The sequence below is a fragment of the Ornithobacterium rhinotracheale DSM 15997 genome (assembly GCF_000265465.1).
Lineage (GTDB): Bacteria > Bacteroidota > Bacteroidia > Flavobacteriales > Weeksellaceae > Ornithobacterium > Ornithobacterium rhinotracheale.
Map to the genome: position 1 here is coordinate 289,206 of NC_018016.1, position 21,131 is coordinate 310,336.

Annotated in this window: 16 protein-coding genes; 7 read left to right on the forward strand and 9 right to left on the reverse strand. The window is 39.5% G+C overall.

Annotated elements, in window-relative coordinates; all coding sequences use genetic code 11:
* Position 1 precedes the first annotated feature (1 nt).
* Genes ORNRH_RS01370 through ORNRH_RS01380 form a run of 3 tightly spaced genes read right to left on the reverse strand, consistent with a single transcriptional unit; the run spans position 2 to position 3,383 of the window.
* Positions 2–766: a Na(+)-translocating NADH-quinone reductase subunit C gene (locus ORNRH_RS01370; RefSeq protein ID WP_014790126.1), complete on the reverse strand. Its 765-nt coding sequence runs from the start codon at positions 764–766 to the stop codon at positions 2–4.
* A gap of 2 nt (positions 767–768) precedes the next feature.
* Positions 769–2,013, reverse strand: coding sequence for an NADH:ubiquinone reductase (Na(+)-transporting) subunit B (locus ORNRH_RS01375; RefSeq protein ID WP_014790127.1), 1,245 nt, complete (start codon positions 2,011–2,013; stop codon positions 769–771).
* A 14-nt stretch (positions 2,014–2,027) separates the two neighbouring features.
* Complete coding sequence (locus tag ORNRH_RS01380) at positions 2,028–3,383, reverse strand: Na(+)-translocating NADH-quinone reductase subunit A (RefSeq protein ID WP_014790128.1); 1,356 nt, start codon at positions 3,381–3,383, stop codon at positions 2,028–2,030.
* Between the two features lie 156 nt (positions 3,384–3,539).
* On the opposite strand from ORNRH_RS01380, the gene ORNRH_RS01385 reads away from it, so the two are divergent.
* Positions 3,540–4,742: a type IX secretion system plug protein gene (locus tag ORNRH_RS01385; protein ID WP_052040707.1), complete on the forward strand. Its 1,203-nt coding sequence runs from the start codon at positions 3,540–3,542 to the stop codon at positions 4,740–4,742.
* Between the two features lie 3 nt (positions 4,743–4,745).
* Here the strand turns inward: ORNRH_RS01385 and ORNRH_RS01390 are convergent, their stop codons facing one another.
* Positions 4,746–5,444, reverse strand: a complete 699-nt coding sequence (locus ORNRH_RS01390) for a class I SAM-dependent methyltransferase (RefSeq protein ID WP_014790130.1) — start codon at positions 5,442–5,444, stop codon at positions 4,746–4,748.
* A 128-nt stretch (positions 5,445–5,572) separates the two neighbouring features.
* On the opposite strand from ORNRH_RS01390, the gene mgtE reads away from it, so the two are divergent.
* The gene (mgtE, locus tag ORNRH_RS01395) at positions 5,573–6,895 is read left to right on the forward strand and encodes a magnesium transporter (protein WP_014790131.1); all 1,323 of its coding nucleotides are present in this window, start codon (positions 5,573–5,575) and stop codon (positions 6,893–6,895) included.
* Positions 6,896–7,258: 363 nt separating this feature from the next.
* On the opposite strand, the gene ORNRH_RS01400 is transcribed toward mgtE, so the two are convergent.
* Together ORNRH_RS01400 and ORNRH_RS01405 are read right to left on the reverse strand one after the other, a co-directional pair.
* Complete coding sequence (locus tag ORNRH_RS01400) at positions 7,259–7,657, reverse strand: HU family DNA-binding protein (protein WP_014790132.1); 399 nt, start codon at positions 7,655–7,657, stop codon at positions 7,259–7,261.
* Between the two features lie 617 nt (positions 7,658–8,274).
* The gene (locus ORNRH_RS01405; protein ID WP_014790133.1) at positions 8,275–9,927 is read right to left on the reverse strand and encodes a fibrobacter succinogenes major paralogous domain-containing protein; all 1,653 of its coding nucleotides are present in this window, start codon (positions 9,925–9,927) and stop codon (positions 8,275–8,277) included.
* Between the two features lie 1,379 nt (positions 9,928–11,306).
* Between ORNRH_RS01405 and ORNRH_RS01410 the strand changes: the two genes are divergently transcribed.
* Genes ORNRH_RS01410 through ORNRH_RS01420 form a run of 3 tightly spaced genes read left to right on the forward strand, consistent with a single transcriptional unit; the run spans position 11,307 to position 14,781 of the window.
* Positions 11,307–12,317, forward strand: coding sequence for a 2-oxoacid:ferredoxin oxidoreductase subunit beta (locus ORNRH_RS01410; protein ID WP_014790134.1), 1,011 nt, complete (start codon positions 11,307–11,309; stop codon positions 12,315–12,317).
* Between the two features lie 35 nt (positions 12,318–12,352).
* Positions 12,353–14,452: a M13 family metallopeptidase gene (locus ORNRH_RS01415; protein ID WP_014790135.1), complete on the forward strand. Its 2,100-nt coding sequence runs from the start codon at positions 12,353–12,355 to the stop codon at positions 14,450–14,452.
* Positions 14,446–14,781 carry a rhodanese-like domain-containing protein gene (locus tag ORNRH_RS01420; RefSeq protein ID WP_014790136.1) on the forward strand — a complete coding sequence of 112 codons (336 nt, stop codon included), beginning with the start codon at positions 14,446–14,448 and terminating at the stop codon, positions 14,779–14,781. The genes ORNRH_RS01415 and ORNRH_RS01420 overlap by 7 nt, the downstream gene beginning before the upstream one ends.
* Before the next feature lie 53 nt (positions 14,782–14,834).
* Here the strand turns inward: ORNRH_RS01420 and ORNRH_RS01425 are convergent, their stop codons facing one another.
* The gene (locus tag ORNRH_RS01425; protein WP_014790137.1) at positions 14,835–16,349 is read right to left on the reverse strand and encodes a BACON domain-containing protein; all 1,515 of its coding nucleotides are present in this window, start codon (positions 16,347–16,349) and stop codon (positions 14,835–14,837) included.
* Positions 16,350–16,521: 172 nt separating this feature from the next.
* The gene (locus tag ORNRH_RS01430) at positions 16,522–18,036 is read right to left on the reverse strand and encodes a sulfatase family protein (protein ID WP_014790138.1); all 1,515 of its coding nucleotides are present in this window, start codon (positions 18,034–18,036) and stop codon (positions 16,522–16,524) included.
* A 111-nt stretch (positions 18,037–18,147) separates the two neighbouring features.
* Between ORNRH_RS01430 and ORNRH_RS01435 the strand changes: the two genes are divergently transcribed.
* Positions 18,148–19,338, forward strand: coding sequence for an anaerobic sulfatase maturase (locus tag ORNRH_RS01435; protein WP_014790139.1), 1,191 nt, complete (start codon positions 18,148–18,150; stop codon positions 19,336–19,338).
* A 147-nt stretch (positions 19,339–19,485) separates the two neighbouring features.
* Positions 19,486–19,923 (forward strand): hypothetical protein, encoded by a 438-nt coding sequence (locus ORNRH_RS01440; RefSeq protein ID WP_014790140.1) that lies wholly within the window; start codon positions 19,486–19,488, stop codon positions 19,921–19,923.
* Between the two features lie 37 nt (positions 19,924–19,960).
* On the opposite strand, the gene ORNRH_RS01445 is transcribed toward ORNRH_RS01440, so the two are convergent.
* Positions 19,961–20,932: an IS110 family RNA-guided transposase gene (locus tag ORNRH_RS01445; RefSeq protein WP_014790141.1), complete on the reverse strand. Its 972-nt coding sequence runs from the start codon at positions 20,930–20,932 to the stop codon at positions 19,961–19,963.
* Positions 20,933–21,131 lie beyond the last annotated feature (199 nt).

The window sequence follows — 21,131 nt, forward strand, 5'->3', positions numbered from 1 at the left end:
ATTAATTTTGTTTTGCTAGTTCTAATAAATAAGGTGAATACATCTCTAGCGTGCTATACAACATAGCGGTAACACCGTTTCCTGTAATGGTAGCACCTGCAATAGCATCTACTTTGTGGTCTTCTTTTCTTTCGTTAAGTGGATCCATATTCCCTTTTTGGATAGTAATTCCTTTCAACTCATGATTATCATCGTAGATGTGCTCTCCGTGGAAATCATCCATAAAGAATCTTTCCTTGATATTTGCCCCAAGACCTGGAGTTTCCCCAGCGTGGTCAAAGTAAATACCTTGCACTGTTAAATCTTGTTTCAATGCGATATATCCCCAAATTGCATCCCAAAGACCTTTTCCTCTCATAGGCAAAATGTAGAATTTTTGTCCTTCTTTTTCTCCGATGAATAAAGGTAATTTAATTTCGTTTTTGTTTTTCTTAGCTAATTCTTTTTTAAGATCAATTAGATAAGCTTTTGGATCTTCAATAAATTTACCGTTTTGGATAACATATTGTTTCACGATATATTTATTAAACTCTTGTTCTACTTTATCGGTTGGAATAAAATTAACTGAACCTGCTCCACTGTATGGATTTTCGTCGTTGTTTTCTCCCATTGCATAAAGTATGTTTTGCTCTTTTTCCAAAGTTTGGTTAGCTTTAATTCTACCTTTTAAAGATGAAGCTACAAAGGCCAAAAGAGCACCCACCACAACCACCATTACGATGGCAAATATTATAGTATAAGCGTTACTGTCTGTTCTCTTTGCCATGATTATGCAGTTTTAAGTTTTAAACGTTTTTTTCTTTTGCTGATGTTTCCTTGGATCACATAGTAATCAATGGTAGGAGCAAATACATTCATAAGTAAGATGGCAAGCATCACACCTTCTGGGTAAGCAGGGTTGAAACATCTAATCATGATGGCTAAGAAACCTACTAAGAAACCATAAATGTATTTTCCTTTTTCAGTTTGGGCAGCGGTCACAGGGTCTGTCGCCATGAATACTGCTCCAAAAGCAAAACCTCCAATGATTAATTGTTGCCACCAAGGGAAGCTCATCAATCCATAGAATTGACTATATTCTGAAATCCATCCTGCGTCTACCACTCCATTGAAGATAAGTCCCATAACGGCACCTCCTACAAAGGTAGAAAGAATGATTTTCCAGCTTCCGATTCCTGAATAGATTAAGTAAAGAGCTCCTAATAAAATAAGGAATGTTGAAGTTTCTCCCACAGAACCTGGAATGAAACCAAAGAACATATCTGATACGCTATAACCTGCTGGTGTGTTTTGCGCTAAATGCCCTAAAATTGTTTCGCCTGAAATAGCATCTACTTGAGCACCACCTGCGATTTCTTTCATACGATCTACCGCTCCAGCTACCCAAACTTTATCACCACTCATCCAAGTAGGATAAGCAAAGAATAAGAACGCTCTAATGGTAAGCGCTGGGTTCAAGATATTCATACCAGTACCTCCAAATACCTCTTTACCAATCACAACACCGAATGCTACAGCTACTGCAAGCATCCAAAGTGGAATATCAATCGGAACGATAAGTGGAACTAAAATACCTGTTACAAGATAACCTTCTTCTACTTCATGTTTCTTGATTGCAGCAAAAAGGAACTCAATTCCTAAACCTACTACATAAGACACGATCAATAGTGGAATGATTTTCTTGATTCCAATCCAAATATAATCCCAAGCTAAACCATCGCTGAATGATTGTAAAAAGCTTGGAGCCACGCCGTTGGTTTTAGCCCAATCAGCATCGTGCAAAAAGTGCTGATACCCTGCGTTCCAAATAGCGAAAAGCAAACATGGAATCAAAGCGATGATTACAGTATTCATCACCCTTTTAAGGTCAGCCGCATCGTGAATTTGCGATCCTTTTGACGCAGAAACTTCATCTGGGGTGTATAGGAAGGTATGAAACGCTCCAAACACAGTACCCATGCTAGTTCCAGCGTACTTTTGTTTTAATTTATGTAAATTCTGTTTTAAAGCCATTTTTTATATTTTAATTAGCCAACTTCTTTATTCATTACATCTAAACCTTCTCTTATGATTTGCTGATGTGGGATTTTAGAAACACAGATAAACTCTGTAAGCGCAAAATCCTCTGGAGCTACTTCATAAATTCCTAGAGCTTCCATCTCGTCTAAATCTTTATAAAGACATGATTTAAGCAATTGCATAGGGTAAATATCTAGCGGAAATACTTTTTCGTACTCACCTGTAAGCACAAAAGCTCTCTGCTCCCCGTTAGTATTTGTAGATAAGTTATACTTTTTATTAGGAGACAAGAAAGAGAACATATTTGCTCTAAGAACGCTAAACTTATTAGCTCTAGGCAATGCCCAGCCAAAGAAGTCATAATCATTTCCTTCTTCCAAAATCACCACTTGGTTGGTGTAAGCTCCTACATAATCTTGTGCAGTAGCCTTTTCGCCAGAAATAGGATTTCCTTTGATGATTCTGTTATTATCTCCTTTGATGGTAACTTGTGCCAAAACATCTTCTAATTTAGCACCCGCTTTGGCTCTTACATATTTAGGATTTTCCACCTGTCCACCATTTACGGCGATTAATTTAGTTAGGTTTAATTTTCCTGTTAAAAGGAAATCTCCTATCGTTACTAAATCTTCAGGTTTCACCACCCAAATTCTTTCACCTTTATTGATTGGGTCTACTTTTGCGATTTGTGTAGAAACATTCCCCACTGGGTGTGGTCCATAAGCCTTGTGCAATTCCACCCCGTTCAATTTAGAGAACGCAGAAGCGCCACTATCTTTCCCAATGGTTAAATGAATTTTTCCCGAAGTTAATTTTCCGAGTGCATCGATAGCTGCTTGCAATTCTCTCTCCTTACCTTCCACTAGGTAATCGGCATCTGGTGCCAAGGGTGCTGAGTTGTACCCCGAGATAAAAATTGCTTTTGGCGTTTCTTCTGGATTTGCAATCACATCATAGGGACGCTGTTTTACAAATGGCCAACAACCACCTTCTAGCAATCGTTGTTTTACTTCCTCTGCGGTAGCCTTGCTCAAATCTAGCGGAGTAAATTCTAAGCTAGTATTTGCCCCATCTGGTTCAACTACAATAGCTAAAATTTTTCTTTTTTCGCCTCTTCTCACTTCTTTTACTGTACCACTCACGGGCGATGGGAACAAAATTTTATCATCCATTTTGGAATGAAAAACTGCTTCTCCAGCCTTCACTTGATCGCCCTCTCGCTTGATCAAACGAGGGATAATCCCGTGAAAATCATCAGGTACAATGGCATACTCTTTCGATTCGGCTGCTTCCGATACAATCTTGTCGGCTTCGCCCACAAGTTTAATATCTAAACCTTTACTAATGCGTATGTCTTTGGACATAAAATAAATTTTTCTTTTTTAAACAGCCACAAAAATATAAATTTGCATAGCAAACTGCAAGATTTTTACTATACTTAATTTTTTAAATAAGATTAAAACATCTTATTTTTATTAATTCTAAATAATATTTTTTTTACGCCCGTTATGAGAATTTTAATGATAATCATTTGTCTTTTAGTTCAAAACGCCACAGCTTGGGCGCAACTAAAGACAATTCAACTCTTTAATCCCCAAACAAATGACCACACTCCCGTGGTGAAAATAGGAGAAAATCTGATTTTTTCTTTCGATGATTTAAACCAAAATTATCAAAACTACGATTATAAAATTGTTCGCTACAACCGAAATTGGGAACCAAGTGCTGCCTTTGTTTCTGAATTTTTGGAAGGAGCGCAACGCAATCGTTTTAGAAACTACAAAAGCTCCTTCAACACGCGAGTGAATTATATGCACTACGAAGTCAAATTTCCAAATGCCGATTTCAGTTTTAAACTGTCTGGAAATTACGGCATTCAACTGCTGAAATCTGGCAGCAATGAGGTGTTGGCAGAAAAGCGTTTCTATGTAGTGCAACCGCTTGCAGATGTGGGCGTTTCGATAGAGCGAATCAACAATAACAAAGCTAAAAACCAGCGTATGGCAGTGGTGGTAAATAGCCCTTCGCTAGACTTTTTTAAGTCTAATGACTACGACTTATTTATCATGCAAAACAACAATCCCAAAGCGAGCAAAACATTGGGCAATCCCACTTTTACGCAATCGCACCAATTAATCTATAAATCTTTTGACACTAATTTTGCAGGCGGTGCTGAGTTCGAATTTTTTGACACCAAAAATATAGACATCGCGGGCATGACGACTCAAAATATTTTAAGAGATCGTGTATATAATGTATTCTTGTACCGAGTTTCCTATCCCGAGCATCGGGTTTACGAAGATCAGCCAGATCTAGATGGCGATTATTATATTAGAAACATGGCAACAACGCCACAAAATTCAGCTTTTGAGGCAGATTATGCCGAAATCCATTTTTTTCTCGAAGATTTTGAACCCAAAGGGCAAGAAAATGTGTGCGTGGTAGGAGCCTTTAACGATTTTTCTTGCACAGATGATTCGGTATTGCACTTTAATTCTGAATTTGATGTTTGGGAAACCAAGATTTTGCTTAAACAGGGCTATTACAATTATAGTTTTGCTACCCGAAACGAAGACCAACAAATGGACTACGCTAGCGTTACGGGGTCTTTCTGGGAAACTGAAAATAAATACAGTGCCCTGCTCTACATCAAACCCTGGGGGCAACGCTACGATTTGCTTGTGGGCTATGGCGAGGGATATTCCAAGCCTCCTTATAAATAGGACTTAGTATAACCGAGCTAAATAATCAAAATGAGAGCCATCTGCAATTTTTTCGCATTGTAGTTTGGCTTTTTTTGCGGCTTGTTGCAACTTATCATAAGACAGATACAACCAGTCTAATTCCTCGGTTTCTCCGTTATAGTTTATAGTGAATTCCACTTCGCCATAGTACTTTTCGGCTTGCGGAACTACAAATTCTCCCTCTTCGTTTTCAAACAGATAAATTAAGTCTGAAGAATCCACCAAGATTTGCCCCTCTGGGGCTAAAAGCGTTTTTAAATGTTTTAAAAAAGGCAGCAAATTCGATAATTTCCCACAAATTCCCGTGCCGTTCATCAGCAACAAAATCGTGTCGTATTTTCCTTGGCACAACATCACATCTTGCACGCGGGCATGTGCAATTCCGCGCGCTTGGCACACCGAAATGGCTTCGGGCGAAACATCTATTGCCTCTACACGCTCCACACTCGGCACATTTTGCAAATACATGGCATGCGCCCCTGCTCCACAGCCCACATCTAGCACTTTGCCATAAGCCAACTCCAGAGCGGCTTGTTCCAGCGGAGGCATTTCTTCGATTTCTCTAAAGAAATAATCTACTGGAAACTCCTCTGCATCAATCAGATTGGTCCGAGTAAACACCTTGGTTTTTAAATCATTTTCAAAATAATCTTTCATGGCTATGCCTAATAAATGCTGCATGTTTCAATCAAGTTTAGGGCGACAAAGATACAAAGCTTTTAGTTTAATGCCTCTTTGGGGCAAATTATCTAGCCAAGAATGTTTACTTTTGCATAGTGTAAGAGCCTTAGCCTTAAAATTATATCCAAATGAATATTTTAAACCTACAAGATAAGCACCCTGCCGATATTGCCGAGCAATTGGCTTCGCTAGATCCTAAAAGTAGAGATGTTTCTTTCCTGTTTCTTTCTAGCGAAAAGAAATCGGAAGTTTTCCCCTACTTTGATACCGAGTTGCAACAGGAAATCATAAAATCGCTGGGCGACAAAGACATTGCCGAGGTGATGAACAATCTAGAGCCCGATGACAGAACGGCTATTTTTGAAAGCTTTCCAGATGATTTAATCAAGCATTTAGTCAATCTTCTGGATAATAGCGAAAAGGAGACTGCCTTAAACCTAATTGGCTACCCCAAGGATTCGATCGCTAGGCTTATGACACCACAGTATGTGCAAGCACGCCCCAACTGGACGGTGGGCGAAACATTGCAACACATTAAAAAACATGGCAAAAACGCAGAAACGCTAAGTTTTATCTATATCGTAAATAAAAAAAATGAGCTGATAGACGACCTAAAAATAGGGCAACTCCTGATGGCTGAAAACGACATGCCTCTTAAAAACCTGATGGACAATAATTTTGTGAGCATTCCTGCCATGACTTCCATCGAAGATGCTTTTGCTTCTTTTGAAAAATACGACCGCTCGGCACTCCCCATTATTACCGATGCTGGGGTGCTGGTGGGCATTGTAACTTTTGACGATATTCTAGACAAAATCAAGGAACGAGACACCGAGGATATTCAAAAATTTGGGGGTGTTGAGGGGCTTGAGCTTTCCTACACCCAGACCTCGCTTTTGGAACTCGTGCGCAAACGCGCGGGCTGGCTCATCATTCTATTTTTAAGTGAAATGCTCACGGCATCTGCCATGGGCTATTTTGACGACGAAATCGAAAAAGCCGTGGTACTTGCGCTTTTTGTGCCACTCATTATTTCTAGCGGGGGGAACTCTGGCTCGCAAGCGGCATCGCTCATCATTCGAGCCATGGCATTGCAGGAACTTAAACTCAAAGACTGGTGGTATGTGATGAAGAAAGAAATCCTCTCGGGTTTAATGCTTGGATTTATCCTCGCCATTATAGGCTTTGCCCGTATTTTTATCTGGCAAAAAACAGGGATTTACGACTATGGCACTTATTGGCTATGGGTGGCTATTTCTGTGTCTGTATCGCTACTATTTATTGTGCTATGGGGCACCCTTTCGGGCTCGCTTATACCCTTTATATTAAGACGCGTGGGGCTCGATCCCGCCACTGCATCGGCTCCATTTGTCGCAACCTTGGTCGATGTTACAGGGCTTATCATCTATTTCAGTGTTTCGGCATTGTTCTTAAGCGGAAAGTTGTTGTAGCATTACGAAAAAAGCTTTTTCTTTTTGCTTAGAAAAAGCCTTTTCTCCTTTGCTCTAATCGGTGTTTTTTTCAAAAGATATTTTTAAACGCATTTTTCCTCAACAAGAGTGCTTTCACTCGCCGACTAATCCGCACCCAAACTCCGACTAGTCCGTGTTTTTGCTCGAACTAGTCCGTTCTATCGCACCGACTAGTCTGTGCTACACACCAAACGGGTTCAGCCTTGCGCCCCCACTGGTTCGCACTAAAAATGCAATTACTTCCCTTGTCAATAAACACTAAATCCTATAAACTACAAAACGATTGCAACTCAAAAGCTACACTCGTTTTTGGATATATATTAAACATATACCTTGATTAAGTTACTTGCCAAACTGCGCCTTGGCGTCTCTTAGCTCTACTTTGGCTAAGGCATCTTTTAAAGTTTGCCCAGGCGTAAAGCGGATATTTACTCGTTTCACTTTATTAGGCGTAGCGTCCTCCTCTTTAGCCGCCCCCTCAGAATTGAGCGTAAGATGAAACGAACCCCAATCGCCTAATTGCACCGTTTGCCCATTGAGCAAAGCGCGAATGAGCACCTTTTCAAACTGAGCCAGTGCCATCTCCGCCTCTTTGGGATTGAGCGTAGTCTCCTCCGAAATCTGAACAGCTACCTCTTTTTCCTTTAACATGCCTACACTGCGTAGGGCTAAATACCACTTAGCAGGCTCACTCGGCTTGCTTGGGTTTTTCTTCTGAATTTTGTTATAAAATACTGGCATAATACTTTACTTTTTTTTAATTCTTATTGTTTCATATTTATGATTCATATTCCTATTTGTAATTCATATTTATAATTTTTCTTTTTGTAGGGTTAATTCCTCACCTTTCCCATAAGGGAATAAAAAAGCCTGCAAAGTCTTTCTATAAGCGCCTTTGCAGGCTTCTTCTTTCTTTGTTCTTTTGGCTTGACCCAAAACGAACCAAAGTCCGCGACAGCGGAGTATGTGAGTCAAGAGCAAGAGAAATGGGCTACTGCGTACCGTAGGACTCCGCGGGCTTGCCTCCCTTTCTCCCTAGGCTTATCCCTCGGACGCGCTCCGCTCCGCCTACTGCCCATGCACTTGCTCGGTAAGGCTTCGCTTTGCTTGAGCGTGAGTTGGGTGAGTGAAGGCAGGTTTAGGGAGAGCCTCCATAGCGAACTTGAAAGCGACAGCTTTCAAATAGCGGAGGCGAACCCCGTGCCGCTAGGCAAACCGCTGCCTTCGCTCTTGACTTTTTGCTTTCACATACTCTTGCTCCAAGTCTTTGCAAGACTTTGGGTCAAGCCAAAATGAACAAGAAAGAAAACACTCCACCCTATCAAGCCCCCCCCTCCCAGAGGGGAATTGAACGCTCGCTAATCTTGGCGACAGCGCAATGGTTGCCCCCATTTACGATAGCTGCTACTGCTACCACTGAAGTACAAGTAGCACGCGTGGGAACTATCGTACGGAGAAGAGGTCCAGTACCAGCCTTCAGGATCGCCTGGAAGTGGATACCACCTTCCAGCGCTCTTACCGCCCGCATAAGTGAGGTGCAACACATCAGACTGCCAAGCTTGTGCATTTTTGCTTGGAAGTAAATTATTATAAGCATCCCACTCCTCTTTTGTAGGCACATGATAACCCGCAGGACATGGATCATTGAAAGTCTGTAATTGGTAATCGCTGTACCAAGGCATGTCAGGGTGGGTCATAGAACCACTGGTAGGAGAAGTATAAGTGGTAAGCTCGTGCCCATCGGCTTTTCTACCCCACTGGAAGTGTGAACCATAAGCATTTTCATCTCTTAATGACTTAGCCCCCTGCACTGGGTTAAAGGCTGGGTGGTCTACATTGGCATAATTAGCCCCTAAATTATTGTTAAGCCATAGCTTGCCGTCTAAGCCTTTTACTGGCACATAGATAAATCTATGCTCGTACTTGCCATTGGTCATTACATTAAAGTTCTTATCTAGGATACCGCCTATTCCTTTTAATACGACATCGTAACGTGTACCATTCATATCAATAGGGAAGGTAGCAATGGTATATTGCTCGCCTGGCGCCAGCTGTTTTACTAAATACTCGCCGTCGCCATCTACACTTATCGTGGCGGTAAGCTTCCCCTGCACCCCAAAGTTGCCCGCAGGGATAGAGAGGCTTAAATTATTTATATCACCATTTTGCCCTGGTGCGGTTCTTATGTTGTTAATGTTTACAGCATTATATGAGCCTTTCCCATTGGTATATGGGATTTTTATCGTTACTTTTTCTGCTCCGTTGTTTATTTTCCCTGGAACAACGGTATTGGTAGGCTGGTAATACAAAGATACCGTGTAATTGTCTTTGTTCGCAACACTTGCAGAACCTAAACCTACTTGCGTTTGCAAGTCGGCAGTTAAGCCTAAATGATTAAAATTTGCTACCAAAGCTCCCTCTTGGGGCGTACCTGTAAGCGTATAACTCAACGTGGTTTTACCGCCTGCCTGCAAACTCACATTAGAGTTCTGCCCAGAAGAAACACTCACCCCTCCTTTATTGGAAATGCTCACGGCGCTAGAAAAATCTACATTGCTAATGGGAGAAAAACCATTGTTTTGCAACTCAAACTTTACTTTATTGGCACTATTCATCGCAATACCTGCGACATAAGTCCCCTCAAAGCCCGCTGGCACTATTGCCACATTTTGGGACTGTGCACTCGTCGCATTCGGAATACAATCCCAATGGGCTCGACCACCTTTCAACCCAAAATACATCTCTAAACATTTCTTGGTCGTGTTGTAGATCATAGTACCCTCTGCCACATTCTCAAACTTAGAACGCTCCTCCGTACTAAAATTCGGGAACGAAACCCCTTGCGCTTGCTTTTGGGTCTCTGCATCTTTCAATAATGCCTCGTTCCGAGAAATGTCTAAACTCGCTACAGGATTTGAGGTATTAATACCCACACGCCCCTCTGCATCTTGCTGCGCAAGGGCTACACCGCCCGACAGCAACATTCCTAGAAGATAAAAACTTCGTTTCATACTTTTTTACTTTTTTAAAATTAAACTTTATGATTTATTACTTTTTATTTTTCTTTATATCACACGGGATTTTGTATAGTGTTTCCTTTTTGCAGGGCTAAATCACCTATGTGAGAGGAGAATTAACTCCGCCCATGCACCTGCTCATTAACGCTTCGCTTTGTTTGAGCGGGTGAACCTTTGCGCACGCAGGGTGAGTGAAGGCAGGTTTAGGGAGAGCCTCCATAGCGAACTTGAAAGCGATAGCTTTCAAAAAGCGGAGGCGAACCCCGTGCCGTTAGGCAAACCGCTGCCTTCGCTCTTGACTTTTTCGTTTCACATACTCTTGCTCCAAGTCTTCGCAAGACTTTGGGTCAAGCCAAAATGAACAGAAAAACACCTCGCTCTATCAAGCACCCCTCTTAAAAAAAGGAGAATTAACTCCGCCCACGCACTTGCTCATTAACGCTTCGCTTTGTTTGAGCGGGTGAACCTTTGCGCACGCAGGGTGAGTGAAGGCAGGTTTAGGGAGAGCCTCCATAGCGAACTTGAAAGCGATAGCTTTCAAAAAGCGGAGGCGAACCCCGTGCCGTTAGGCAAACCGCTGCCTTCGCTCTTGATCTTTTGCTTCTTTTCTATCAAGAGAAAAGAAGAAGAAAGAAAACACTAACACTATACAAAATCCCAAAGAACTTCTCATTTATATTAACAGCTATAAAGCTGTGCTACTTTCAACAAAAAAGCCTTACCGTGGAGTTAGGGGATTTCCACAGCAAGGCCAAAACTTAAAAACGATTGTCGGCTATTCTCATAGCGAACATCACATAACAACTCTCCTAACTGTTTAGCTAGAAAAATTAAGTATGAAAAAAAACTTTCTACTAGGAAGCCCGTTCCATGAGAGTGTATGAAGAAAAGTATTTTACAGTGTAGGGCACTGCAAAAACATTTATTTTTAGATAAACATAAAGCCAATGCTCCTAAACGGAACTTTGGCTTTATTTTATAATATAGTATAGCTAGCCATAAGCTGGCACCACTATTTTTTATCTTTAAATCGAATGGAAAACTACTTGCAAAAGCAAATAGACAGGTTATATTAAGGTATAAGTTGTGTGTGTGTGTGTGCTTACACTTTTTCCTGTATTAAGCAAGGAAAAACCGTTAAACTTATCACAATTCATTATATATTGTACACACTGTTTCATAAGAGTGGGGCAAAGCTATAAAAAGTTTTAGGAACTGCAAGCCTTTAGCATGTTAAAATATTTTACCAAGCCGGCAATTTTTCGCTGCCAAAAGGCTAGCTAAAGCCTCTAAAGTAGCCTAAGCAACTAAGAATTTTATGCTTTTAAAAAAAAAGTAGTTTTAGTCCTCACAAATTTAGTACATTTGTCATCATGACAACAGTACTAACTGCAAAAGACTTTGTATCAGACCAAGAGGTAAAATGGTGCCCTGGTTGTGGCGACTATTCTATCTTAAAACAAATGCAATCGGTATTGCCAGGCTTGGGAATCCCGAAAGAGGATATTGTATTTATTTCAGGAATCGGGTGCTCTTCTCGCTTTCCTTACTATATGGATACTTATGGCATGCACAGCATTCACGGGCGTGCTACTGCCATCGCTACGGGAACTAAAATTGCCAACCCCAATCTGCATGTCTGGGTGATTACAGGCGATGGAGATAGCCTTTCTATCGGGGGAAATCACTTGATTCATGCTTTGAGGAGAAATGTGGATTATAACATTTTAATGTTTAATAATGAAATCTACGGGCTCACCAAAGGGCAATATTCGCCTACTTCCAAACAAGGTTTAAAAACTAAATCTTCGCCCATGGGCTCTATCGATTACCCGTTCAATCCACCCGTAGTGGCACTAGGTGCAGAGGGCTCTTTTGTGGCGCGAAGCATGGACAGAGACCCGCTACATCTACGCCAAATGATGGAGCGTGCGGCATCTCACAAAGGAACGACTTTCCTAGAGGTGTACCAAAACTGCCCTATCTTCAACGATGGCATTTTTGAAGAGTTTACCGATAAAAAACAAAGACCAGAAACCGCACTGTATGTGGAAGATGGCAAGCCACTCGTCTTCGGGAAAGAAAACGAAAAAGGAATCATTCTCGATGGTATCACACCAAGGTTTGTCAATTTTAAAGAAGAAGGTTTAAGCGAAAATGATTTGATGGTGCATGATGAAAAAGATTTAATCAAGGCTGAAATTTTGGCTAGATTTGATTTCATTGGCGGAGAAAATTTGCCACGCGTTTTTGGTATTTTCTATGCCAAAGAACGCCCTACTTACGAGGATTTACTACTAGACCAAATCCACCGTGCCGAGGAACATTCGCAAGAAACCTTAAATCAATTACTTTCTGGAGATAATTTCTGGGAAATTAAATAATTAAAAAAACTGTAAAATTTTAGCTATAAATAATAATGAAGAAAATTTATTTGCCGCTGTTTGCAGCACTTGCACTAAGTGCTTGTAAAACAGCTCAGACCAATCAACAATCAACGGAACCTAAAGAAGTTACAGAGCAATCTGTTCCGCTCACAAAATTAACGCCCGCTCAGGTGAAACACGAAGGTATCGACCTCGAAAACATGGACACTAGCCTGCGCCCACAAGATGATTTCTACAATTTTGTAAACGGAAAATGGATGCAAAAAGCCAAAGTCCCTGCCGACAGAGGACGTTGGGGAAGCTTTGACCAACTAAGAGAGAAAAACGACGAAGTTTCTTTAAAAATATTAAAAAACCTTTTAAATCAGCAATTTGCAGAAGGTAGCGACGAGAAAAAAGTGGCTGATTTATACCAAAGTATCATGGATACTGTTTCGAGAGATAAAGCAGGGTTAAGCCCTATTCAAGGGAATTTAGACCGAATTGATAAGGCTAAATCGCTGAAAGATATTACCAATTACCTCATCGCTGAAACGCCTTACTACGACAACGAGTTATTTGATTTTGGTGTAGGAGCTCACCCTAAAAATTCAAACCAAAATGCGGTGTATTTAGGCTCAGGAAATCTGGGCATGAACCGTGATTATTACCAGAAAAAAGACAAAGAATCTCAATCAAAATTAGAAGCCTACCGCGAATATTTGGTAGATTTATTTAAATACATGAAAGACCCAACACCAGAAAAATCTGCGACAGCGGTTCTAGATTTTGAAAAACAAATCGCAAGTAATTTGCTTGGTTTTGAGGATTTAAGAGATGCCGAAAAGCAATACAATCCTGTAAAAACTAAAGATTTAAGCAAATATGTGAAAAATGTAGATTTGCAAAAATTCTTAAAAGGACAAGGGGTAAATGTAGACGAAGTTTTGATTCCTGAGATTAAATACTATAAAAACTTCGATAAGCTTTACAACCAGAAAAATCTTTTTGCTATCAAAAAATATTTAAAAGCACATGTTGTAAACGGGGCGAGTTCGGCTCTAGGGACTGATTTGGATAAATTACGCTTTAATTTCTACAGCAAAAAGCTCAACGGAATCGAGAAAATGCGCGATAGAGACAAGCGTGCACTGGGTACCATCAACGATCATTTGGGCGAAGCATTCGGAAAATTATATGTAAAAGAAGTTTTTCCGCCAGAGGCAAAAGAACGCGCTTCTGAAATGATCGACTACCTTAAAAAATCATACAAAAAACACATTAACGAATCTAGCTGGATGACGCCTGCCACCAAACAAAAGGCACTTGAGAAACTGGCTAAATTCACCGTGAAAATTGGGTATCCAGATAAATGGAAGGACTACTCTGCCGTGGAAATCAAAAGTACCAAAGACGGCGGTAGCTACTACCAAAACTTGCAAAATCTAGCACACTGGAACTTCCAAAAAGACATTGCTAAAATCGGAAAACCCGTAGATAAAACCGAATGGCACATGTCTCCACAAACTGTGAACGCATACTATAACCCGTCTTACAACGAGATTGTGTTCCCAGCAGCGATTTTGCAACCACCTTTCTTCAACTTTAAAGCAGATGCTGGCGTAAACTTCGGAGGAATTGGTGCCGTAATCGGGCACGAAATCTCTCACGGATTTGATGACAGTGGGGCTAAATTCGACGGCGATGGAAACTTAAACAATTGGTGGACAAAAGAAGATGAAACTAAATTTAACCAATTAGGAAAAGCACTTGCAGCTCAATTCAATGCCTATGAGCCATTCCCAGGAATTAATGTAAATGGAGAAGCAACCCTTGGCGAAAATATTGCCGACCTAGGCGGTGTGAATGTTGCCTACGATGCACTACAACTGTATCTAAAAGATCACGGAAATCCTGGCAAGATTGATGGATTTACTCCAGAGCAAAGATTCTTTATCTCTTGGGGAACTATCTGGCGCACAAAAACCAAAGATGAATCTTTGAAAAATCAAATCAAAACCGATTTCCACGCACCAGGCATCTATCGTGCTACCGCTCCTCTAGAAAACATCAATGCGTTTTATGAGGCATTTGACATTCAGCCGAATGATAAAATGTATAAATCACCTGAAAAACGCATTGTAATATGGTAATTCCACTATTCTTAAGAAGATTGCTTTTTGGAAATAAAATTTTAAACACAGATACTATGGACGCACTTAAAAACCCAAATGCTACGCTAATTGATCTTAGAAATCAAGACGAGCTAGATGAGTTCGGCTCAATTGAACAAGCTAAACACATTCCTCTAATGGAGCTACCGAGCCAATTGGAAGAAGTGAAAAAGTTTAGCTTACCGATTGTTTTGTTCTGCAAAGCAGGCGGAAGAGCTGAAAAGGCTAAACAATTCCTTGAATCACAAGGCATCACCGAAGTCTACAATGCTGGTGGCTACGATGATGTAAAAGAAATTTTGGGGTAATATAAATCACACACATACAGAAAAGGCTTCCGATTTCGGAAGCCTTTTTAATATTAAAAAATCCATATCTTAACAACCCATCCATAATTTTTATCTTTATACCACTTTAATCTCAATGTTTCTTTTGATACATTATTCTGAAAAAGATAAGTATCTGATGTTGCCAAATATCTGATAAAATCATAATTGTTCTGCTTCGCTAATTCTATAAACTCATTTGTTAAATAATACTTTCCGTCTTTTCCTTGATAAAATGCTATATTAGAATCAGTATAATAATTCGTTATCTGTACCAATCCTTGCTTATCTTTAGAGGGATCTGATTCGTATACCCAATAATTTCTATTCAAAATATTTGTGTCTTCCTCTACTTCAAAATACAATTGATTCTTAATATAGCCATTTTGTTCATATTTAAATCTAGATTTTTCTTCAATCAATTTACCACCATTTTGCAACTCATAAGCCTTAACCTCCTCGAGTGTTGCCCCTTTCTTAAAAAATGGGAATGTTTTTAAAGTAGCCTGAGGAGCCAACTGTTTAGGGAAATAAGTAGCTGTGTAATGATTATGCCCCTTATCATTCATAAACTCAATTCGAACTTGTTTTTCTTCGTTTATAAAAACTTTTTTATCAATTTCATTCAAAGATAGTGTATTCTCAAACCCTTTAACTATTTTTTCAATAAAACCATTCTCTCGTAAATAGTTTTCAAAACTTTCTTGGTTTTCGTTTGATAAAGTTCCTCCTTTAGCGTAAATAGAAGATTTTACATATCTATTTAGGTTAACTAAATAAGACACCTCATCAAAAATATTATTCTTTAGTCTAAAATTTAAAAGTGTACCCGTACCTGTATCTGTTTCTCTTGCCAATTCAGAATTTCTATCTTCTTCATAAAGTTTCAATTCAGCAGTATTTAACCCAAATTCAAAACTTGGCAAAATATAATTATCTGATTCACTTTTTTGTTTTATGACCAACTTCCCTACTACATTTCCATTACTTATAAAAGAAATCTCGCCAGTTCTTGCCTCAGCACCATCATTTGCATTTACATGAAAAAAAACTTCACTATTCTCGTAATCAATCCTTATTCCAGAAATCCAGCTTACACTAGATAAGTATCTAAAATTATTTGTATTTGCTACAATCTGAACCGAGTAATCTCCTAAAGGTGATGCTACAATCAATTCCTCAGGGTTTGCCATAACTTTAACTGCCTCTCCTTCTTGAGTAATAGCAATGGTTTTCTTTATATCTTTGGCAACAACTTCAACATAACCACTTCTATCTCCTGCTTGATTGTTTTCATCAACTCTAATAATTAAAGAATTTTGAGAAAAGCTTGCGTGTATCCAACTATCAGAGACTAATATTTTCAAATCCTTAACATTTGTTTCAAGATTTAAAGTTTTCTCAATACCAGATTTAGGAACCAAAATATCTTTTTCTTTGATGAACAATTGCGGCACATCAACATTTTTATCATCATCTGAACAAGATGTTAAGCCCAAAGATGAGAGACTTAAAAAGAATAAAGCACCTCTAAAAAATAATTTCTTCATAAAAAGTTTATTTAAAATAATTAATCTAATTTTTGCGAGTGCAATATATAAAATTTCTATTTAATAGAAAATTTTTCAATTTAGAAGATTGATTTATAGAAATTTAAAGAAAAAAATCCACTCAACGTATTCTATTGAGTGGATTAGCAAATATTATGAAAACAAAAACATTTTACTTAGTTTCTAAGACCTTTAATGCATCTTGGTCATCATACTTCAAGATCTGTTGTTTCAGTAGTTCCCTCATCTGTTTCTGCACTTTTGCATAGGCTGGATTTCCATACACATTTCTCAACTCATGCGGATCTTTCTTTAAATCAAACAATTCCCAATTATTAAGTCTCTTATAGTATCTAATAAGTTTGTAACGATCGTTTCTTACCCCAAATTGCGGAGACACTGCGTGCTCACCGTTTTCGTAATAATGATAGTATAACTGGTCTTGTACTTTAGCTTTTGGATTTTCCAAAACAGGCACAAACGAAACACCTTGCATATCTGCTGGGATTTTTGCTCCTGCCAATTGCAACAAAGTAGGTGCGATATCGATGTTGGACATAAAGGCGTTGGTTTCAGTTTTGGGCTTAATTAATTTTGGATATTTAATCACAAAAGGCGTTCTAAATGATTCCTCGTACATCCATCGCTTATCGAACCAGCCGTGTTCTCCCATGTAAAAGCCTTGGTCTGAGGTGTAAATCACAATGGTATTATCAGATAAATTATGTTTATCTAAATAATCTAATGTTCTACCGATGTTGCGATCTAGCGAAATGGCAGTAGACAAATAGTCGTTCATATAGCGATTAAATTTCCATTCTGCTAAGTTTCTACCCTGTGGCTTATCTTTCTCAAATGCCGCACGGATTGGCTCATAATAGGCATCATACGCTGCACGCTGCTCAGGAGTCATACGCGTAAAGTTTCCGTCTTTGGTGTTTTTTGGCAACATTTTTAAATCATAGCCCAAACGCATATCTTTTAAGATAGACATTTCTTGCATCGCTGCCGCAGGACGAGATTTATAATCATCATAAAAAGTCTTAGGAATTTTAAATCTTACGCCATCAAAAGCCCCTAAATCTGGCAAATCTGGCATCCAAGTGCGGTGCGTATTTTTATGCCCGATAATCAAGCAGAACGGTTTGTCTTTGTCTCGATTATCTAGCCATTTTTCAGCTTCGTCTTCCACTACATTTGCCACATAGCCCTGCTCTCTCACTCTGCCCTGCGCAGTGATGAAGTCTGGATTAAAATAATGCCCTTGCCCTACTAAGACTTTATAAAAATCAAATCCCTTAGGATCATGACCTAAGTGATATTTCCCAATCCAAGCAGTTTGGTAACCTTCGTCTTGTAATATGTTTACAAATTGCTGCTGGCTACTATCGTAAGAAGAGGTTTCATTGTCTTTATAGCCATTTTTAGTACTAGTTTTCCCAGTCAGTAAGCAAGCTCGGCTAGGCCCGCAGATGGAATTATTTACATACGCACGCTTAAAGAGCATTCCCTCATTAGCAATGCGATCGATATTCGGCGTTTGGATGTACTTGTCCTTGTGATTGTATGCGCTAATGGTTTGATACGCATGATCATCGGACACGATGATAACGATGTTTGGTTTTTTACTTTGTGAGTAGCTTACACTCAAAATGAAAAAGTAAAAAATAATTAAATATTTCTTCATGATGTTAGAATTTTGGTACACTAAATTAAGAATATTAGCTTAAAAAATCATATAAATCCAAATAAAACTAAAAAAAATCATATATTTAACCTTCGAAAAATAGATGATGATATGAGCAGTAGTTATAATCCATTAAGCTTTGTATTGGTAAAACCAGCGGGTCCAGACTGCAACTTAGGTTGCACCTATTGTTTTTATCTTGAAAAAGCGGAACTCTATAAAAACACCAAAAAACACCGCATGAGCGATGAGGTTTTGGAAGAACTAATAAAACAAGGTATAGAACAATCTCATGATTATATCAATTTCACTTGGCAAGGAGGCGAACCCACGCTCATGGGGCTAGATTTCTTTAAAAAAGTAATTAAATTCCAACAGAAATACGCGCGCAACAAATCCGTAGCCAATGCTCTACAGACCAATGGCGTTTTGCTAAACGATGATTGGGCTAAATTCTTGGGACAATGGAGATTTTTAGTAGGTCTCTCTCTCGACGGCCCCGAGCATATTCACGACAAATACCGATTCACTGCTGGGGGCAAGCCTTCTTGGGACAAAGTGATGCGTGCCCACGAATTGCTCAAAAAATATAATGTAGATACCAATGCGATGTGCTGCGTTACCGATTATTCGGCAGATTATCCCGAAGAATTGTATAATTTCTACAAGAGCTTGGGGCTTACTTGGATGCAGTTTATCCCCGTGGTAGAAACTGACAAAGAAGACCCTACCAAAGCGGCGGATTTCTCGCTCACACCTGAAAAATATGGCAAATTCCTGAATAAAATTTTTGATTTATGGCTAGCTGATTTCGATCGTGGCGAACCGACTACGGTGATTAGAAATATAGAATCCGTATTCCATACCTATGTAGATATGCCTGCACCTGAATGTACTTTGCTCGAGCAATGTGGCGTCTACCCTACCGTGGAACACAACGGCGATGTGTATAGCTGCGACTTCTTTGTGGAAAACGAGTGGCGACTTGGCAATATTATGCAAAAAGATCGCTTGGTGGATATGATAAATTCTGCCCAGCAAAAGAAATTTGGGCGAATGAAAAAGGATTTACCTCCCAAATGCCATACCTGCGAGTGGTATAAACACTGCTATGGCGGCTGCACCAAAGACAGAATCAAAGATGCACGCGATAATGGAAATCCTCGTTTTTGCCAGTCCACGATTGATTACCTTAAACACATCGACCCCACGATGAAGCGTTTGGCTAAAGAATGGAAGCAAAATCAATTGGCTCAAAACCCTATTACTTACGATATTTACAACGCAGGATACGATTTTTAATACAATTTAAAAAGCCTTTAATTTTACGATTAAAGGCTTTTTTTAGCTCCAAAAGCTAAACCTCACCAAACCAATGTGTTAAAATTTTGTTTTTCATTTTAAATATATTTAATTTTAAATCGTTATAGTCCTTAAAACTAAATAATTATGAAAACAAAAATCTTATTTTTTAGCCTTTTTATAGGCTTATTTGTCTTAACAACCGCTTGCAACAACGATGACGACCCTAAACCACCCACCGAATTAATCGGTCAATGGAAATGTCTTGGTTTTGGCAATACCAATGGAGAGTTTAGAGCAATTGAACCCACAGAGCGTGCAGAAGTGATTTATATTCTTCATTTTAAAAATGATTTTACTCTCTCAAGCGCAACTTCGACAAACTCGATTTGGGGAAAATACAACACATACGATTCTCAAACTATCAAAATCCTTTTAGCATCAACTAATGTAGCTGAATTTGAAGATGGGGGTAAATATATAAAAAGCCTATATGACGCAGACCACTATTCATTTACAAAAAAAGGAAACTTACAACTTTTCTACTCAGACACAGAATACTTATTGTTTAACGAACTATATTAATAAGCAAATAAAATGAGAGCAAAAATTCCACCATAGGTTATTTTGTTTGATGGGTAGAAACGAATCCATCCACATAAGGTGCATCTGATTTAATTACGGCAAATGCTTGTCTGACGAGTTTGTTAGCAACAGCGATAAGAGCCACTTTGGAAGGCTTCCCGTTGGCTTTCAACCGTGCGTAGCATTCTTTACAGGTTGTGTTTCCACGTAAAGCAGACCACGAGGCGACATAAAGCAAAGAACGCAGGCTCGCATCCCCGTTTCGGTTAATCCCACCTTTGATGTGTACGGATGTTCCTGACTGCTGGTAAGTCGGGCATATCCCGATAAAACGGGAAACCTGCTTTGCATTGTTGAAATAGGAGAATCCTCCGGTAGCGACAATCAAGGCTGTAGCCAAAGTGATGCCAATCCCTTTGATGGATGTGAGTAGTTTAACCTGCCTGTCAAACTCAGACGAAGCCAAGTCTGCAAGTTCGGATTCCAAAGACTCAATTTGGCTTGCCAAAAAAGAAATGGTCTTATCCAACGCTTTCATCCCGTTCTTGTCTTGGAACGGAAGCATAACGAGGGAGCTTTTCAGGTTCTTGCTCGCCGTAAGCTGTTTCTTCAACTGCCTGATAATCGTTTTCTTCTGCTTCAGCAGCATGACGGCTTCAGAGGGCATCTTGTAAACGGGAGGATTCATTTTCTCCCCGTACATGGCAATCATACAGGCATCTTTGGGGTCGGTCTTGGTGACGGTCATCATCATGCGTGAGAAGTGCTTGATTTGTTTGGGATTTACCATACTGGAAGCTATTCCTTGCCTGTCAAGCAGATAAAGAAGCAGAAAGCCGTAATTGCCGGTGGCTTCCATCACACAATGATGTTCTGTTACGGAAAGCGAGCCGATGAACTTCCTGATACCTTTTACGGTATTAGGGTAAGTTTGGGTCTGATAACCCGATACTTTCGGAAAAGCAGCTACAAAGCTGTCCTTGCTGATGTCAATTCCAATGTAAGTCATAACGTCTTTAATTTGGTTGAATACATCCTGTAATCTATCGTCGCCAACACGGGATCATAAGTCCCAACGAACTATCCAGATTTCAGATGTAAAGGCATGGGGACTGAACGTTAAACCCGGTTTCTTGAACCACCCCTTAATCGGTCTTTGTCCATGCCTATATCAAAGTTATAAATTATCAAATTATTAACCAACGTAC

Bases quoted from the DNA above. Each gene is read 5' to 3' on its own strand.
- ORNRH_RS01370 (WP_014790126.1), bottom strand. From the start codon at position 766: ATGGCAAAGAGAACAGACAGTAACGCTTATACTATAATATTTGCCATC.
- ORNRH_RS01375 (WP_014790127.1), bottom strand. From the start codon at position 2,013: ATGGCTTTAAAACAGAATTTACATAAATTAAAACAAAAGTACGCTGGA.
- ORNRH_RS01380 (WP_014790128.1), bottom strand. From the start codon at position 3,383: ATGTCCAAAGACATACGCATTAGTAAAGGTTTAGATATTAAACTTGTG.
- ORNRH_RS01385 (WP_052040707.1), top strand. From the start codon at position 3,540: ATGATAATCATTTGTCTTTTAGTTCAAAACGCCACAGCTTGGGCGCAA.
- ORNRH_RS01390 (WP_014790130.1), bottom strand. From the start codon at position 5,444: ATGCAGCATTTATTAGGCATAGCCATGAAAGATTATTTTGAAAATGAT.
- mgtE (WP_014790131.1), top strand. From the start codon at position 5,573: ATGAATATTTTAAACCTACAAGATAAGCACCCTGCCGATATTGCCGAG.
- ORNRH_RS01400 (WP_014790132.1), bottom strand. From the start codon at position 7,657: ATGCCAGTATTTTATAACAAAATTCAGAAGAAAAACCCAAGCAAGCCG.
- ORNRH_RS01405 (WP_014790133.1), bottom strand. From the start codon at position 9,927: ATGAAACGAAGTTTTTATCTTCTAGGAATGTTGCTGTCGGGCGGTGTA.
- ORNRH_RS01410 (WP_014790134.1), top strand. From the start codon at position 11,307: ATGACAACAGTACTAACTGCAAAAGACTTTGTATCAGACCAAGAGGTA.
- ORNRH_RS01415 (WP_014790135.1), top strand. From the start codon at position 12,353: ATGAAGAAAATTTATTTGCCGCTGTTTGCAGCACTTGCACTAAGTGCT.
- ORNRH_RS01420 (WP_014790136.1), top strand. From the start codon at position 14,446: ATGGTAATTCCACTATTCTTAAGAAGATTGCTTTTTGGAAATAAAATT.
- ORNRH_RS01425 (WP_014790137.1), bottom strand. From the start codon at position 16,349: ATGAAGAAATTATTTTTTAGAGGTGCTTTATTCTTTTTAAGTCTCTCA.
- ORNRH_RS01430 (WP_014790138.1), bottom strand. From the start codon at position 18,036: ATGAAGAAATATTTAATTATTTTTTACTTTTTCATTTTGAGTGTAAGC.
- ORNRH_RS01435 (WP_014790139.1), top strand. From the start codon at position 18,148: ATGAGCAGTAGTTATAATCCATTAAGCTTTGTATTGGTAAAACCAGCG.
- ORNRH_RS01440 (WP_014790140.1), top strand. From the start codon at position 19,486: ATGAAAACAAAAATCTTATTTTTTAGCCTTTTTATAGGCTTATTTGTC.
- ORNRH_RS01445 (WP_014790141.1), bottom strand. From the start codon at position 20,932: ATGACTTACATTGGAATTGACATCAGCAAGGACAGCTTTGTAGCTGCT.